Annotated in this window: 16 protein-coding genes; 12 read left to right on the forward strand and 4 right to left on the reverse strand. The window is 42.1% G+C overall.

All coding sequences use genetic code 11. The annotated features are described in order from the left end of the window. Positions 1-312: 312 nt before the first annotated feature. The 9 genes from ACYPWY_RS12180 (at position 313) to ACYPWY_RS12220 (ending at position 9,959) form a co-directional block, all read left to right on the forward strand. Positions 313-2,286, forward strand: a complete 1,974-nt coding sequence (locus tag ACYPWY_RS12180; protein ID WP_459685803.1) for a hypothetical protein — start codon at positions 313-315, stop codon at positions 2,284-2,286. A 128-nt stretch (positions 2,287-2,414) separates the two neighbouring features. Next, positions 2,415-2,978 carry a hypothetical protein gene (locus ACYPWY_RS12185; protein ID WP_459685804.1) on the forward strand — a complete coding sequence of 188 codons (564 nt, stop codon included), beginning with the start codon at positions 2,415-2,417 and terminating at the stop codon, positions 2,976-2,978. 206 nt (positions 2,979-3,184) lie between these two features. Further along, a complete protein-coding gene (locus ACYPWY_RS12190; protein WP_459685805.1) occupies positions 3,185-3,553 on the forward strand; it encodes an NVEALA domain-containing protein in 369 nt (122 codons plus the stop codon). A gap of 23 nt (positions 3,554-3,576) precedes the next feature. Continuing rightward, a complete protein-coding gene (locus ACYPWY_RS12195; RefSeq protein WP_459685806.1) occupies positions 3,577-3,924 on the forward strand; it encodes an NVEALA domain-containing protein in 348 nt (115 codons plus the stop codon). A 71-nt stretch (positions 3,925-3,995) separates the two neighbouring features. Then, positions 3,996-5,150, forward strand: a complete 1,155-nt coding sequence (locus ACYPWY_RS12200) for a 6-bladed beta-propeller (RefSeq protein WP_459685807.1) — start codon at positions 3,996-3,998, stop codon at positions 5,148-5,150. Positions 5,151-5,184: 34 nt separating this feature from the next. Further along, positions 5,185-7,824: a hypothetical protein gene (locus ACYPWY_RS12205; protein WP_459685808.1), complete on the forward strand. Its 2,640-nt coding sequence runs from the start codon at positions 5,185-5,187 to the stop codon at positions 7,822-7,824. A 1-nt stretch (position 7,825) separates the two neighbouring features. Further along, a complete protein-coding gene (gene lepB, locus ACYPWY_RS12210; RefSeq protein ID WP_459685809.1) occupies positions 7,826-8,677 on the forward strand; it encodes a signal peptidase I in 852 nt (283 codons plus the stop codon). A gap of 147 nt (positions 8,678-8,824) precedes the next feature. Next, positions 8,825-9,139: a metal-sulfur cluster assembly factor gene (locus ACYPWY_RS12215; RefSeq protein ID WP_459685810.1), complete on the forward strand. Its 315-nt coding sequence runs from the start codon at positions 8,825-8,827 to the stop codon at positions 9,137-9,139. A gap of 1 nt (position 9,140) precedes the next feature. Continuing rightward, on the forward strand, positions 9,141-9,959 hold the full coding sequence (locus tag ACYPWY_RS12220) for a UDP-2,3-diacylglucosamine diphosphatase (protein WP_459685811.1): 819 nt from the start codon (positions 9,141-9,143) through the stop codon (positions 9,957-9,959). 16 nt (positions 9,960-9,975) lie between these two features. On the opposite strand, the gene ACYPWY_RS12225 is transcribed toward ACYPWY_RS12220, so the two are convergent. Next, a complete protein-coding gene (locus ACYPWY_RS12225; protein WP_459685812.1) occupies positions 9,976-10,098 on the reverse strand; it encodes a hypothetical protein in 123 nt (40 codons plus the stop codon). A gap of 158 nt (positions 10,099-10,256) precedes the next feature. On the opposite strand from ACYPWY_RS12225, the gene ACYPWY_RS12230 reads away from it, so the two are divergent. Continuing rightward, on the forward strand, positions 10,257-10,595 hold the full coding sequence (locus ACYPWY_RS12230; RefSeq protein WP_459685813.1) for a CidA/LrgA family protein: 339 nt from the start codon (positions 10,257-10,259) through the stop codon (positions 10,593-10,595). Next, positions 10,592-11,302: an LrgB family protein gene (locus ACYPWY_RS12235; protein WP_459685814.1), complete on the forward strand. Its 711-nt coding sequence runs from the start codon at positions 10,592-10,594 to the stop codon at positions 11,300-11,302. Before ACYPWY_RS12230 ends, ACYPWY_RS12235 begins: the two co-directional genes overlap by 4 nt. A 146-nt stretch (positions 11,303-11,448) precedes the next feature. Here ACYPWY_RS12235 and ACYPWY_RS12240 read toward each other — a convergent pair whose 3' ends face one another. The 3 genes from ACYPWY_RS12240 to ACYPWY_RS12250 all read right to left on the reverse strand — a co-directional run bounded on the left by ACYPWY_RS12240 (position 11,449) and on the right by ACYPWY_RS12250 (position 14,147). Continuing rightward, on the reverse strand, positions 11,449-12,612 hold the full coding sequence (locus ACYPWY_RS12240; RefSeq protein ID WP_459685815.1) for a glycosyltransferase: 1,164 nt from the start codon (positions 12,610-12,612) through the stop codon (positions 11,449-11,451). 46 nt (positions 12,613-12,658) lie between these two features. Then, complete coding sequence (lysA, locus tag ACYPWY_RS12245; RefSeq protein ID WP_459685816.1) at positions 12,659-13,816, reverse strand: diaminopimelate decarboxylase; 1,158 nt, start codon at positions 13,814-13,816, stop codon at positions 12,659-12,661. A gap of 127 nt (positions 13,817-13,943) precedes the next feature. Beyond that, positions 13,944-14,147 (reverse strand): hypothetical protein, encoded by a 204-nt coding sequence (locus ACYPWY_RS12250; protein WP_459685817.1) that lies wholly within the window; start codon positions 14,145-14,147, stop codon positions 13,944-13,946. Positions 14,148-14,618: 471 nt separating this feature from the next. Here ACYPWY_RS12250 and feoB point away from each other — a divergent pair, with 471 nt between their 5' ends. Beyond that, on the forward strand, positions 14,619-17,096 hold the full coding sequence (gene feoB, locus ACYPWY_RS12255) for a ferrous iron transport protein B (RefSeq protein ID WP_459685818.1): 2,478 nt from the start codon (positions 14,619-14,621) through the stop codon (positions 17,094-17,096). Positions 17,097-17,134: the final 38 nt, after the last annotated feature.

Below are 17,134 nucleotides of genomic sequence, written 5' to 3' on the forward strand. Positions count from 1 at the left end.
TAGGTTAGTTGGATAATTGGTTTTGCTCATCCTTTATAATTATTTGGTTGATAATCATAAAGATACAAAATAATATCCAATTAATCAACTGAAAATCAAATAATTATAATAAATTTAAACAGTTTCTTATATTAAATGGTTAAAAACTACTGTTTATTGCTCTGCAAAGCTAAATATGGGGGGGGGTAATTTCCAAATATATTTAGTTAAATGTTTAATCACATAATGTTAAATATATGAAATTTTAATTGCTTACCGTTCCTTCTATACTGTTTATTTTATTATCTTTGAAAAATCATTAATTATTCAGCCATGAAAAAATATTATCTGATAGTCTTTGTCCTGTTCTTAATCTCTGCCTGTTCAGAAACCTCCCGCTTAAATGTAGCGCTGGAATTGGCCGGTGATAATCGGAATGAACTGGAAAAAGTTTTAGATCATTACAGTAAAAGTCCGGAAGATTCTCTTAAATTAAGGGCTGCCATATTTTTAATAGAAAACATGCCCTATCATTATTCTTATGATGGGGAAGATGCTGTAAAATATTATAACAAAATAGATTCCATATCGCATTTAGAAAAAAATAAGTTAAATCCGTTTCCCCAGATAGATGCTTTAAACGGGTGTAAATTTCTAAAAAGTGTTACTAATGTATCCATTAAAGCGGATATAAAAACAATCACAGCAACCTACCTGATTTCACATATCGACAAAGCTTTTGAAACAAGGGAATACCCTTGGAATAAAGACGTTTTATTTTCGGATTTTTGTGAATATGTTCTTCCATACCGTATATTAAATGAACCGTTGGAAGATTGGATTCCGGCTTATAAAAGTTATTTATCTGTGGCAATCGATTCGTTAAAAAGGATGAATGACACAACTGCTACCATCGTGAAGGGGCAATATTTGCTTGATTACATGAAAGACTCAACATTTATACAGCCGGGAAAGCAGGAATTTCAATTTATGCTGGATTTATACCCTACTACCTTCCTCAATCTGAATGTTGCTACATGTAAGGAACTTACAGCTAAGGGTACCTATGCGATGAAAACCTTAGGTATTCCTATTGCATGGGATTATACCCCACACTGGGGGAACCGGAGTAAAGGCCATGACTGGAATTTGTTAATAAACGATAAAGATACGGTGTTGAATACTTTTCAGATTGATGACAGGGTTGCTTTTGGCAGTCATCTGAGGCTAAGAAAAACAAACGACAGATTCGCTAAAATATACAGGAAGACCTACAGTATTCAAGATGATGCGCTGATTATGCAGGATATGGACGAGGAAATTCCACCCTCCTTCAAGAATCCACACATTAAGGATGTAACCTCCCTCTACCTCGAAACGGTTGACATCAATATTGAATTGACGGCCTCTCCTCCATCACCGAAAAAGATAGCGTATATTATGGTTTTTGATAACAGGGAATGGGTTCCGGTGCATTGGGGAAAAATAGCGGACAACAAAGCCCGTTTCCGTGAAATGGGTAAGGCCTGTGCTTATATGGTCATGTACTACCACAAAGGCGCTTTTATTCCGGCATCCAATGCCTTTATTGTGGATGAGACGGGAGAAGTAAAGCCATTGCTGCCAAATACCAGTTCTGTTACCTCTGCTACGTTGAAAAGAAAATATCCTCTTACCGAAAAACGGAGAGCAGATACGGCAAAGAGGCTACTCGGCGGGATATTTCAGGGAGCGAACAGACCGGATTTCAGCGATTCGATTCTGCTTCACAAAATAGAGATAAACTGCGAAATGTTACCTCATTACGTGAAATTGGATAAACCTGTAAGTTGCAAGTACTTCAGGTATATTTCAGCGCCAAAAGGCTATATCAGTATGGCCGAGATAGGTGTTTATGACGGGAATGGTGAGAAGCTGCATGGAACAGTTACCGGCACCGAAGGCAGTTTGAATAACCGGAGGGGATGCGACAGGAATGCTGCCTTTGATGGGGATGTATTAACGTTTTTCGATGCGCCCAAGCATACAGGTTGTTGGGTGGGGCTGGCCTTTGAAAAAAAGGAGCAGCTGGCCGAAATTATGTTCTTGCCATGGAATGATGATAACTTCATTCAGGAAAATGAAAATTACGAATTATTGTTTTGGGATATGCAATGGCGTTCTTTGGGCAGAAAAACCGGAGACAAAACTCATCAACTTGTATATGACAATGTCCCCGAAAACACCTTATTGCTTTTACGCAACCATACAAAAGGCAAGGAAGAGCGCATTTTTACTTATGAAGACGGAGAACAGGTGTGGTGGTAACGGGAAAAGGAGTTAAAACAACTTTTTCTGAAAAATATCACACGAAATTGTTGCAAATCCAAACTATTTTTTGTTACTTTTGGAGAAATATAATACTTGGCTAATAACAACCCTGAAAAATAAGTCCCATGAAGATTAGATATCTGCTTCTATTACTGGCATGTACGCTGATTATATCATGCAAAACCGATCCGAAGAAAACGGAGGCGGAAGAGTTATTGAACAAGTGGATGGGTAAAACAATCCTGTTTCCTGAAAATGCTACATGCTTTTCAGTCGGCGGGGACAGTATTTGTCCCGAGTTCAATTCAAGACCCTTTAAAGTATTGCTGTATGTGGATTCTACCGGGTGCACACCCTGCAAGTCGAAATTATTTGACTGGAACAGGCTGATAGCAGAAACCGACTCGATAATGCCGGATAAAGTCAATTTCCTGTTCTTTTTTCAATCTAAAAATGCCGACAGGGAGTTTTACTATTTGCTGATGCGTGATGATTTTTATTATCCGGTATATATTGATAAAACAAACCGGATTGACCGGCTGAATCGTTTCCCCACAGATGAAAGATACCAGTGCTTTTTGCTGGACAAGGACAACAAGGTACTGTCAATAGGAAATCCTACATTAAATCATAAGGTATGGGATTTGTATAAGAAGAAGATAATGGGCGGAAATAAACTAACTGAGTGAATAACACAAGGAAAAAAAGGGCGGAATATTGTCCAACTCAGCAAAAGATAAGACAATGCACCCCGCCCCAATTTCCACCCTAAAAAAGAAAGGAGGAAACCGACAGCAAAGGTATAAATAAATGATGAAATCTACGCGATTTCGAGACTGTTGAAATGATAGAATCAGTCCAATATCAGAGTATTAAAATTTAAATTTAAAACAAAATGAAAAATAAGAAGAAAATAACAGGTAGCTTGGCTATCTTGGTTGTGGCAATTGTTGCTACGCTGAATTTTAATCTGGGTGTGCAAAATAAAGGGACAAGCGACATTTTATTGGCGAATTTGGAAGCGCTGGCACAGGATGAATTTCCAGGGGATCCTTATGGGGACGCGGAGTCGTTATTTAAATATAGAGAAAGATGTGAATATAGTTATTATAAATCTGAGATTCTTTGTTTTAGTAATTACGATACGGTAGAATCAGCCCCTGCAACGACTGTAGAATGTAGTGGAATGGGAAATCTTGATTGTTTTCCAGATACATATTATGGAAATTCGTCAACATCATCGATTGATTGTACTCATAATTAAAAATAATTTAATTTGTAAAAAAAATGAGAGGAAAATACATTTTCGGTGGCATTATTGCCCTGACAGTTGCCATAGTTGCATCATTTAATATAAGTTTGAGTACACAACAAAAAGGTATAAATGATATTTTGCTAGCGAACCTGGATGCATTAGCACAAGGTGAATTTCCGGGTTTTAATAAACATGAAGTAAAAGTGGTATGTACTTATAACGACATATTGTATATTGAATGCTATGGTTATTTTTTTGATGTAGTATATACAATTCCTATAACGGAAATAAACTGCTACGGTATAGGCCAAGTTGACTGTTTTACAGATATACAGTGTGGAGATCAGCAGCAATCCACAGAGGATTGTTCTCATAAATGAATATTTGAATCAAATATGAGAAGTTGATTATTAACAACTTCTCATATTTTAACTATCTAAACAAACAGCATATGAAAAATATAATATACTTGTTGGTAATAATTACTAGTGTAATTTTCAGTCAGTGTGAAAATGTGAAAGTAGGTGAGAACTACGGAATAATTGATGATTCCGAAATAGTCGTTCTCAATGAGTTTAATAAACATACATTAGCGGATACCCTTTGTTTTAGAACTTGTAATGTAATCCCGTTGGAAACAAATGAAAAGTCATTACTGAGAGATATTACAAGGATTTGTATGGACGGTGATACAATTTTTATTTTCGACAAGTCGTTAAAAAAAGTAGTAGTATTCGAATCATCGGGCAAATACCTGACACAGATACATCGTGTAGGGCAAGGGCCGAAAGAATATATTCAAGTTATTGATTTTTGTGTAGATAAAGAGAACAAACAAATCATACTTCTATGTGATCGGCCCTATAAAGCAATGTTTTTCAGCTACAATGGAGATTTTATCAAAGAAACAAAAACAGATAAATTTTATTACCAGATAATGGCAGACAGAGATCACATTTATTGCGAAAGTTCACCTCTTGAATCTAACGGGAATTTGGTTTTAATGGATAAAAATTTTCAGACAGATAAAAATTTGTTAGAAGCCATCCACACTAAGCAGGACAATGTTTTTTTCTCCAAAGGAAATACGTTGACCAAAACTACAGGTATTTACTATACCCGCCAATTCGACAACAACATATACGAGATACGAGATGGAGAAGTCTATAAAAAATACACCATTGATTTTAAAGACCATTCATTACCGGAAGGATTATTGAACAGAGATCTTTCGAGTGATGAATTTAGAGACGAATGCTATAATCATAAGTATGTATGTTCCATAACAAGTATAGTCAATAGTAAGAATTATATCATGTTTAATACAAATATAGGCGTCTTTCTGTTGGATAAAAAATTGAAAACGATCAATGGATATGCGGCTCTGTCTAATTCTAAATATCAAGCATCTTCTAATTCTTTTTATTCAGTAGGAAATAGTGAGGATAAAGTCATTAGCGTTTATCAATCGGATAAAATAAAACATATCGAAAATATTTACAAGAAAACAAATAACGAAAAAACAAAAAATCAGGCATTTCTTGAATTAGCATCGAAGATAAAAGAGGATGATAATCCGATCTTGTTTATTTACGATTTCAAATAAATACGATGATTTCTAATTTAAAAACTTAACAACTATGAAACAGCTAACTTTCATCCTCACTCTGCTATTTTGCAGCCTGCCTGCATCAGCCCAGCAAGATTCGGCTCGCCAAAAGCTGTACTCTTTTGTAGAAAATATCAATGCCTTCACCGATTACTACCCGCAGGAAAAGGTTTACCTGCACTTCGATAACAGCAGCTACTTTATGGGCGAAAACATCTGGTTTAAATGCTACGTGAATGTGGCCGATGCAAACATAGCCACCGATGTCAGCCGCACATTGTATGTCGAACTGCTTGACCCCGAGGGAAATGTAGCCGACAGCCGCAAGCTGCTGGTGGAAAACGGACAGTGCCATGGCGAATTTCTCCTGGCCGGAAACAAGTTACATGCAGGCTTTTATCAGGTGCGGGCTTACACGCGCTACATGCTGAACTTTGATGAAGAATGTGTATTTTCAAGGGTGTTCCCCGTTTACGACCAGCCCGAAAAGGAAGGCGATTACAGCAAAAAGAAAATGACCGCACTACGGCTTTCCGTTCCCAATAGACGAGTTAACAGGGATAAATCAAATAAAATAAATGTTAATTTCTTCCCCGAGGGCGGCAATCTGGTAAGGGGCATTGAATCGAAGGTCGCCTTTAAGGCAACAGACGAAAACGGGATGAGTGTTGAGGTGAAAGGAAAGGTTTACAATTCTAAGAAAGAGCTTGTTGCCGATTTTCAAAGTACGCATCAGGGGATGGGCTATTTTTACCTGACCCCCACAGAAGATAATTATACTGCCGAAATAGAATACAATAACAAAAAACACAGCGAAAAACTGCCCAAAAGCAATCCGGCAGGCTATGTAATGCAGGTGGACAACAGCAACAGCGAGGTATTGCAAGTCGCCGTGTACAGGAACAACAATACATTTCCCGAAACGATTGGCATAACCGCCTCGTGCCGGGGACGGGTAAACGCCTTTGCCGAGTTAAACATGGCAACTGCCAACCGGGCTATCGCCAAATTCCCTTTAAAAGAATTGGAAACAGGCGTTAACCAGCTGACAATCTACGACAGGGAGGGGCGTGTTTTATCGGAACGGCTGGTTTTTATCAACCGCAACGACAAACAGTTAACCATTACCAAAAAGCAAAACAAAAGAATCTATTCCCCTTTGGAAAAGGTGGATATGGATTTTGAACTGACCGGCCCCGACAACCAGCCCGTAGAAACAGGCTTCTCGCTATCAATAAAGGATGCAGGCACAATTACGGCAACATCTTATGCCGATAATATACTGACCAACATGCTGTTATCCTCCGACCTGAAAGGCTATATCGAAAACCCTGCCTACTACTTTGAAAAGGACGATGAACAGCGGAAATCCGGCCTGGATTTGCTGGTATTAACACAGGGCTGGAGGCGCTACGTGTGGGAAAGAATGGCCGGACTGGACGATTTTCAGTTGAACCAGCCGGCAGAAAAAGGCATTTTGATAGACGGCTTTGTGAAGTCGTTTACCCGTAACAAGAAGAAAAAGGGCGTGGATATAGCCATTATCCTTCAAAACGACAGCCTGGGCATCCTGCACGAAGCTACCCTGACAGATGAAAATGGACAGTTCAGCGTTTATACACGGGATATTAAGGGCGACTGGGACATAGTTTTGCAGACCAAGGAAAAGAACAAAAAGAAAGACTATCAAACCGTTCTCAACCGCCTGTTTGGCCCCGTTCCGCTGTTGTACAAAGGCTATGAGACAAGGTTGAGGGAAAGGAACAGGGAAAAACAGTCCGTCTTGGCCGCCGCTGGCGAAAAGTTTGCAGCAGACAGCATAGCCATTGACTCAATCCTGCTGCAAATGAGTGAACGCGATCACCTGCTGCAAAGCGTAACCGTAACCGCCAAAACACCGGATATACCTGCGCCAAAAGTGGATATTTCCTACGATGTTACAAAAGAGGTGGATAAAATAATGGACAAGGGAGATTATGTAGGGAGTAGCCTGCTCGAATTTTTGATTAAGACCAACAAAAACTTTGCGGTTTACAACGAATCCGGTATTGATTACTACTATTATATCAATCAACCTGCCCAGTTCACGTATGCTAGCGATACCATGCCCATTTCATACGGCGAGTTGAGAAATATCTCGCTATATGAAGTGGAAAAGATTGAATTTGCCGACCAAAGATCAGGAGGCAATTCTTGGGAGATTCAAAGGCTACATAACAGGAAACATGAAATGCTATATAATACATCCTCTTTACCTCGACGACAAGGAGGAGGTGGAAGTTCTGGTCCTCGTGCACCTGATGACGACCTTAAAAGGACACAAGAATTAAACGAGATTGAGAAAAAGCTGCAAATATTACGGGATGGCTATGTGCGCATTATGATAAAGAAATACCCCGATGGACGTTTCCGTGCCGAGCGAAAAGGCATCCGCCACAGCCTGCTACAGGGCTATTCCTACAGCAAAGAGTTTTTCAGTCCCAAATACGAATACACCATTATGCCAAATGAAGATGATTTCCGCCGCACCCTGTATTGGAACCCCGATGTAAAGGCAAATAAAGACGGCAAAGCCAGCGTTAGCTTCTACAATAACAGTAGTAGCCGCCAACTGGCCATTGATGCCGAGACGATTACAAGCTCGGGCTTGTTTGGGGTTTATGAGGAGTGAGATGAACCATACAGTAAAAAATACAATTCAATGGCTCTCTATTTTTGTGGGAGCCATTACTTTAGCTATTGCATTGCGTGTCTTTGTATTAGCCATATTTTCCATACCATCGGATTCCATGGCGCCAGCTATTATTCCGGGCGATCATATTTTAATCAACAAGCTGACGCCCGGCCCCCGTATTCTGAAAAATCTCGACCTCCTGGAAAAAACAGGACACTTGGATATTTGGCGACCAAGCGTATTCTCCATTGAACGAAATGATGTGCTGGTTTTTAACTTTCCATGGAACAGAACTATCGAAAATCTGAATGTCTATTATGTAAAGCGCTGTGTAGCGATTCCCGGGGATACGTTTTATATCGAAAATGGCATTTATAAAGTGAAAAATTTAATTGGCGCTTTAGGCAACTACAAAGATCAGGAAAAGTTATCCCTGATGGAGGATAGCGAATTTACGCCCGTAATCTACAAGTGTTTTCCACATGATTCGATATACAGCTGGAACATTAAGAACTTTGGGCCAATTTATATTCCTGAAAAAGAGGAAACTATAAAATTGGATACACTAAATGTCAGACTTTACAGGAATATTATTGAATACGAAACAAATAAACGAATAAAAATAAAGGATGGTTCGGTTTTCTTAAAAGATAGTATCATAGAGGTGTTTAAGTTTCCACAGAACTATTACTTCATGGCAGGCGATTACATTTTTAATTCCAAAGATTCCCGCTACTGGGGCTTGTTACCCGAAGACCATATTGTAGGAAAAGCCTTTGTTATCTATAAATCCAAAGACCTTCAAACAGATACATACAGGTGGAACAGGTTCTTTAAATCGGTCGAATGAAACTTTTGTTTATGTTTAAACTGCAAATATAAGAAAACAATCGGTTGGACGGATTGGCGAGGTCGGTAGTCCCGCCAATTTTTATCCGTTTGTGTGCAATTGATAATTTTATGCTAACTTTGCCCTTTGTAAAAACACCTGGAAAATATGACCGGTTTATTGAAGATAGAAGAGGATATAGTACGGATGCTGAAAACAGTGTATGATCCCGAAATTCCTGTGAATATATACGATTTGGGACTTATCTACAATGTGGATGTGAGTGATAATGCGGATGTTACCGTTACGATGACCTTGACGGCGCCCAATTGCCCTGCGGCTGATTTTATTGTGGACGATGTCCGCTTTAAACTCGAATCGATACAGGGGATAAGGAATGTGGTGGTGAATCTCACATTCGAGCCCGAATGGAACAAGGATATGATGAGCGACGAAGCGAAGCTGGATTTGGGCTTTTTATAATATGGCGAACAAAAAAATATATTTCCTGGCCGATGCGCATCTGGGCTCTGCTTCGCATTCAAAGAAAGCTGAAGATAACGGGCTTGAGGTCTTGACTTTGCCCTCAAGCAGGAAAAACAACGGCAATTACAATCCCGAACACGAAATAGAGCGGAAGCTTTGCCGGTGGTTCGATAGCGTGAAGACCGATGCGGAAGCCATTTACCTGCTTGGCGATATTTTCGACTACTGGTTCGAGTATAAATACGTGGTTCCTCGTGGTTTTACGCGCGTATTGGGCAAGATTGCGGAGCTGACGGATGCCGGTGTCGAAATCCATTTTTTTATCGGAAACCACGATATATGGCTCAGCGATTACCTCGAGAAGGAATGTGGAGTGATTGTTCACACCCAGCCTTTGGTGCGGTCGCTTGGCCGACAGCAGTTTTTTATGGCGCATGGCGATGGTCTGGGAGACGATTCCAAGTCGTTTAAGGTCATCAGGGCCTTGTTTCACAGCAGTTTTTGCCGGCGGTTGTTTGCAACTATTCATCCGCGTTGGACGGTGGCTTTTGCGCATAAATGGTCGAATCACAGCCGCGCGACAGGCGAAATGGATGGCTACAGAGGCGAGGACAAGGAACACTTGGTGCAGTTTGCCAAAAAACAGCTGAAACTGGCTCCCAACATCAATTATTTTGTGTTTGGTCATCGGCACATTATGCTCGACTTGATGATAGCGACCGGTTGCCGCGTAATTATATTGGGCGATTGGCTCAACTTTTTTTCATACGCCGTTTTCGACGGGCAGACGATGAGTTTGGAAGTATTTGAGGATTAATTTGTTAATTAGCAAATTAATTTAATTGCTTATAACTTTCGGTAAAGTTGCTGAGATGAGCAGGAGATTTTTCGCTACGCTCAAAATGACGGTCTCCTTTTTTTGAGAGAGGATGAGGAAGTGGCGGCTTCGCCGCCACTTCCTCATCCCTTAAACCCCCAAGAGACGAGTCATTCCGACCAAAGGGAGGAATCTCATCTGTAACCTGCGTAGTCTTTTATGGGTACTTTATCGAAAGGCATAAGCTGTTTTGCTAATTATCACATTTGCTAATTAACTAATTGAAATAATATGAGAATGATAAAAGGCATTTTTTTTATACTTTTATTCTACTTTGTGGGCGAAAGTATAAGTTATCTGGTACAGGGTTTTGTGCCGGGTAGTATTCTGGGCATGATTATGCTGTTTTTATCCCTTCATTTCAAACTCATCAAACCCGATAATGTGGGCGGTGTAGCCAATGCATTCACCAAAAACATGGCTATATTTTTTATTCCTGCCGGAGCCGGTTTGGTGTCTTCGTTCGGTATTCTAAGCAAGTTTTGGACGTCAATAATCATTGTGTGTTCGGTCAGCACCATTCTTGTGATAGCAATAGTCGGTTTACTTCAACAGAAAATGGAGGCGAGAAAATGAAATTACTATTTGAAAGTCAGATATTTATACTTCTTCTCATCTTCGGTTGCTACCTCTTCGGCCAATGGGTTTTTAAGAAAACGCGAATCGGCTTGCTGCACCCGCTGGTTATTGCCATCGTCATTGTTATTGCCTACATCAAACTGACGGGCATCAGTTACGAAAAGTTTGAACAGGGCAGCCAGTTTGTCAGTTTCATGCTTGGCCCTTCGGTAGTGGCCTTGGGCTATGTTCTTTACGAGCAGAGAGGGTTTTTGAAAGGTAAAACCGTGTCGATCCTCACCTCCATATTTGTGGGCAGCTTGACCGGCATAATAAGCGTGATAGTATTGGCGCGCCTTTTTGGTGTTGACGAGGTATTGATGATGAGCCTCGAGCCCAAATCGGTAACGGCGCCTATCGCCATGAGTATTTCCAAGCAGTCGGGCGGAATATCTTCCCTGACGGCTGTAATTGTCTTATTCTGTGGTATTTTTGGGAGTATTGTCGGCCCTTATGTATTGAAGTTGCTGAAAATAGAAAGTCAAGTGGCAAAAGGCTTGGCGATGGGAGCCTCCTCTCATGCCGTAGGAACAGCCAAAGCTATGGAAATGGGCGTGATAGAAGGGGCGTTAAGCGGTCTGGCTATCGGGCTGATGGGGGTGATGACGGCGCTGCTTATTCCGTTTGTAAACAGCTTGTTGTCAACCCCTCCAACCTTCCCGTAGGGGAGGCTTTTTTTTAACCTCCCTTGCGGGGCAGGTTTGGAGGCCGGTAGGGCAAACGCATGAAAATGGCTGTTACGCCAAGTTAAGGCTGAAAGCCTTAGCCTGTTCGGACTTTTTCATGCGTTTGCCTTGGAGGTACCGGAAATTTAGGGGGCTTTTATATTTTTAAAGCGAGCGTTATAAAAAGGCTGCAACAAATCCATTACGATATACGAAAACAAAAACTTTCCGGCACGCATGTAGTTGGCTGCTTTGTTGATGATAATCAGGGCTGTTATCATTCTGATAACAAACAATAGCCCCAGTATAATCAGGCCGCCCCACTCTTCCTGTACGATGGCGCAGGGCGTCAGCACGAGGATAAAGAGGTAGAACAAGAGCCTGCTGAATGTTTCCAACGAAAACAAGTGCGAGGAAAACCGGAAATTCTTGAAATGCTTCTGTATTTTATACTGGTATGTCCTGATTCTTTCCCACTTGGCAAAAGTATTGAGCTTGGTTGTAACAAAACTATCCGGCGATAAAGCAACAGCCGTATTTTTTGCCGACATGATGTAATTCAGGAAAATCCCATCGCTATATTTGTAGTTCAGGAACATGGAAAAGCCTTTGTTGTCGAAAAACAGCTCTTTGCGGTATGCCACATTTCGGTAAATGGCGGTATAAGGTCTTCTTATCAAGGCGCTTGCCATGTATTGGACGCTGAATAGCAGGTGGTCGAAACGGGCAATGCGGTTGACAAACTTTTTCGTTTGATTGTAATGGCAATAGCCCACAACAATCTCCTTATCTTCCTTCATCTCGCTCATCATCGCCGCAATCCACTTGTTGCCCGAAGGCAGGGTATCGGCCTCGGTGAATAGCAAGACATCCTTTTTTGCAGCTTTAATGCCAACAGTTTCAGCCAATTGCTTCCTCGACGATTCTGTACCCGAATGATTTGGCAGAAAAGTATCGTAGAGGTGCGGATAGGTCAGTTTCAATTCCTTCAGCAGCATATCGGTTTCGTCGGTCAAGCCGTTGTTGACCACAATAACTTCATAATCGGGGTAATCCTGATTTAAGATTAAGGGGAGGCATTCGGCCAGGTTCTCGCTCTCGTCGGTTGCAGTCAGTATCACCGATACCGATGGTAGTTGCCTGTTGCCCGCAACTTCCGCTTCTCCCTCTGTCGATTTTTTATAGCGCTTCCTCGGCTTGTTGTAGAAGAAGCAGTAGAAGAAAATTTGTATGAGGAATAATCCAAATAGAACCGCCAAAGCAATAATTCCGGGATAATCGAATTGAAAAAGTAAAAAGAATTGTTCCATTTATTTTACTGCCAAGTTATTAGTAGAGACGTGGCGCGCCACGCCTTTACAATTTATCTGAGTAATAGGCTTTTGGAATCTCCCTGCAATTGTATTGGGAGGCCATTATTTCGCCATAAGCTCCCGCAGAGCGTAAGGCTACCAAGTCGCCGCGACCGGTTTCGTTCAGCGGGTAATTCTTAACGAAAGTATCGGACGATTCGCAAATAGGGCCTACAACATCGTATGTTTTTTCGGCCAAATCGGACGAAATGTTCTCTACCTTGTGATAGGCTTGGTACAGGGCCGGACGAATCAAATCCGTCATGCCGGCATCCAATATCACAAACTGTTTGCTTTCGCCTTGTTTCACGTAGGTAACTTTGGATATGAGGTTGCCGCATTGTGCCACAATAGCGCGCCCCAACTCAAAGTGCAGCCTTTGTCCGGGTCTCAGTAGCAGATTTTTGTGAAACAACTCAAAGTATTGCGCAAAACCGGATATGGGATGCTGATTCGGATCGTCATAATCAATACCCAAACCGCCGCCCACATTTATTTCTTTCAGGTTCACACCTTCTTTTTCAAAAAACACCTGCAACTCGTTCACACGGGTGCACAAGGGTTTATATACCTCTATATCAGTAATCTGCGAACCAATGTGGAAGTGCACTCCAACCAGTTCAATGTTGCTCAAGCCCTTTATTGCCTCAATCACATCGGCAAGAGAGGAGATGCTGAAGCCGAATTTGTTTTCATTCAGGCCGGTTGTGATATACTCGTGCGTATGCGCATCCACATTCGGATTGATGCGGAGGGCTACCCGGGCAGTTTTTCCTTTGTCCTTGGCCAATCGGTTGATAACCTCCAACTCGGGTAACGATTCGGCGTTGAAGCAGAATATATCGTAATCGAGGGCCAGTTTTATTTCTTTATCGGTCTTCCCTACTCCGGCAAACACAATTTTACTGGAGGGAAAACCGGCATTTACAGCCGCTTTCACTTCATTTCCGCTAACGCAATCGGCGCCGAATCCGGCTGCTGCTATAATTTCCAGAATCCGTCTGTTTGCATTGGCTTTTACTGCGTAATGCTGTATGTATCCGTATTTTAGGGTTTGTTCCTTAACAACGTCAAGCGTCTTTTTCAGCAGCTCGATGTCGTAGTAATAGAATGGTGTCTCGATGCTTTTTAATTTCTCTACGGGGAAATCTCCTTTTATCATGGGTCTAATTTTTATAGTTACAACTTGCTTAACAGATTCATATTGCAATCAGCTGGCAAAATTATAAAAATTTCCGGTAAGGGGTATAAAATAATTGGAATAATTCAGGGCGAACGCATGAAAAATTTTACGGCTTATGCCTTTCGGTAAAGTTACTGATATGAGCAGGAGATTCCTCCCTTTGGTCGGAATGACGGTCTCCTTTTTGGGAGAGGGGATGAGGAAGCGGCGGCTTCGCCGCCGCTTCCTCATCCCTTAAACCACTAACAGGCGATTCATTCCGACCAAAGGGAGGAATCTCATTCGTAACAGTGGCTCCAAATTTTTTCATGCGTTTGCCCTGGGAATAATTAGAATAATGTGAATAATTAGAAAATGTGCCAATGGGAATAATGCAGGGTCGTGGCGTGCCGCGACTACTTTTCTTTCTTTGCGGGTCCCGACCCGCAATTGGAGCGGAGCGTAAATCGGCCTTAGCCAATCCCCCAAGCATGGCACAAAACCCCGTGCATTGCACAACCTCTCAGTAGAGACGTGGCGCGCCACGTCTCTACACACGCACTATTGAGACGAGCAAATATTTCATCATTGCATGTATTTTAAATATTGTGTGTTGTGCGTATTCGATAGCCCCTACGATAATAATCGTGTAAATCTTATTAATCATGTAAAAATCGCGGTTCAGACAATAGACACTCGCAACTTATTTATAATTATTATAAATAAGAATACTGTTATTTTGCTGTTTATTCTATAAAATAAGTATCTTTGCGCTTCAATTCTTAATTATTAAGGAAACAACATGAATCTTTCTGACTTAAAAACAGGAGAAAAAGGAGTTATCGTAAAGGTCAACGGAAGTGGCGCTTTCAGGAAAAGAATCCTCGAAATGGGATTTATAAAAGGAAAAACGGTTACAGCCATACTCAACGCTCCGTTAAAAGACCCCATCAAATACAAAATAATGGACTACGAGGTTTCGTTGCGCCGAAGCGAATCGAAACTGGTGGACGTAGTTTATCCCGAAGACTTGCCTGCCGGTAAGACCAACAGCGGAGACGAATCGTTTGCCGCATCCGAAAATCTCGAACAGTCGCACCTTTCCCTCAAAAATCAGGACGGAAAGAAAGAAATAGTGGTTGCTTTGGTCGGAAATCCCAATGCCGGCAAGACCTCGCTGTTCAATATGGCATCGGGCTCTCATGCACATGTGGGAAATTACGGAGGTGTAACCGTTGACTCGAAGGAAGGGAAGTTCAAGCACAAGGGCTATTCTTTCCGCATAATCGACCTGCCGGGTACCTACTCCATGTCGGCTTATACGCCCGAAGAGCTGTATGTGCGGAAGTTTATCGTGGACGAAAAGCCCGATGTTATCATCAATGTTGTCGCCGCCTCCAACCTCGAACGCAACCTCTACCTGACCACCGAACTCATCGACATGATGGCGCCGATGGTTATCTGCCTGAATATGTACGACGAGCTGCTGGAAAGCGGTAGCGAGTTCAAATACAAGGAATTATCGAAACTGATAGGGGTGCCTATTGTACCGACAATCAGCAAAACCGGAATAGGAATACCCGATTTGTTTGATGCTGTTATCCGTGTGTTTGAGGACAAAGACCCCATTGTGAAACGGGTAAAAATATATTACGGCAACACCATCGAAAATTCGATCAGCAAACTGAACATCGAACTCGGCAAGTCGAAAACCGAATACATCGACTTCCCGCAGCGCTATATTTCGATTAAGCTTCTCGAAAAAGATACCGATATAGAAACATATATCCGCAACCTTGAGAATGGCGCTAAAATTCTTGAGGCGCGCAATACCGAAATCGGCGAGATAGAAGAAACGCTGAAGGAAGACACCGAATCGGCTATCACCAATGCCCGTTACGGCTACATTTCGGGGGCGCTGAAAGAAACCTTGAAGGAAAAGCTCAAACATTCGGAACTGACACGTATCCTCGATGCCGTTGTAACCAATAAATACATCGGATTCCCGCTGTTTTTCCTGTTCATGTGGGTGATGTTTGAGTGTACATTCCGTTTGGGCGATTATCCGATGACCTGGATTGAGGAGGGCGTAGGCCTGCTGTCGGGGCTTGTTCGGAACATGATGTCGGAAGGAATGCTCAAAGATTTGATTGTGGATGGCATCCTGGGCGGTGTGGGAGGCGTTATTGTCTTCCTGCCGAACATCGTTATCCTCTACGCCTTTATTTCGTTTATGGAAGACTCGGGCTACATGGCGCGGGCTGCTTTTATTATGGACAAGGTGATGCACTCAATGGGCCTGCACGGCAAATCGTTCATCCCGCTCATCATGGGATTCGGGTGCAATGTGCCGGCCATAATGGCCACGCGCACCATCGAAAGCCGCAACAGCCGCATGATTACCATGCTGGTCAACTCGTTTATGTCGTGTAGCGCGCGCTTGCCTGTTTACTTGCTGTTTGTGGGTATATTCTTCCGTTCACATGCCAGTCTTGTGTTATTTGGGTTATACTTCACCGGCATATTTCTGGCTGTCATCTCGGCCCGCCTGTTCAAGAAATTCCTGTTCAAAAAAGAAGATACTCCCTTTGTGATGGAACTCCCACCCTATCGTATGCCAACCTTGCGCTCCATCGTTATACACATGTGGGATAAATCGCAGCAGTACCTCAAAAAAATGGGAGGAGTGATACTTGTTGCATCCATTATTATCTGGTTTCTAGGGTATTTCCCCATTAATGAGGAACGAGAACAGCAATTCGACAACCAAATAGCGCTAGTCGAAAACCAATTCGCCGAAAAACAGATTGGCGAAGAAGAAAAAGAAGAACTGATTGAGCAAGTAGAAAACAACAGAGCTATCCAGCATCAGGAAAACTCCTATATCGGCAAAATAGGGAAATTTATCGAGCCTGTTATGAAACCTTTGGGATTCGACTGGAAAATCAGCGTCAGTCTGGTAACCGGTATGGCTGCCAAAGAAATAGTAATCAGCACATTGGGCGTTTTATACACAGGCGATGCCGAAAATCCCGAATCGCTTCAGGTCAGGCTGTTGAACGACAAACAGCCCGATGGATCGCCCAGCTTTACGCCCCTTGTGGTTATAAGTATGCTGTTGTTTGTACTGATTTATCTTCCGTGTGTGGCCACCATAGCCGCCATAAAAGAAGAATCGGGCTCGTGGAAATGGGGACTGTTCAGCATCCTGTACACCACCGGCTTAGCCTGGATTATCTCGTTCATCGTCTTTCAGGTCGGCAGCTTGTTAATTAACTGAAATACCCGAACCATAACAGGCAATAATTGTTATATAAA

It is taken from the genome of Viscerimonas tarda (genome assembly GCF_054601255.1).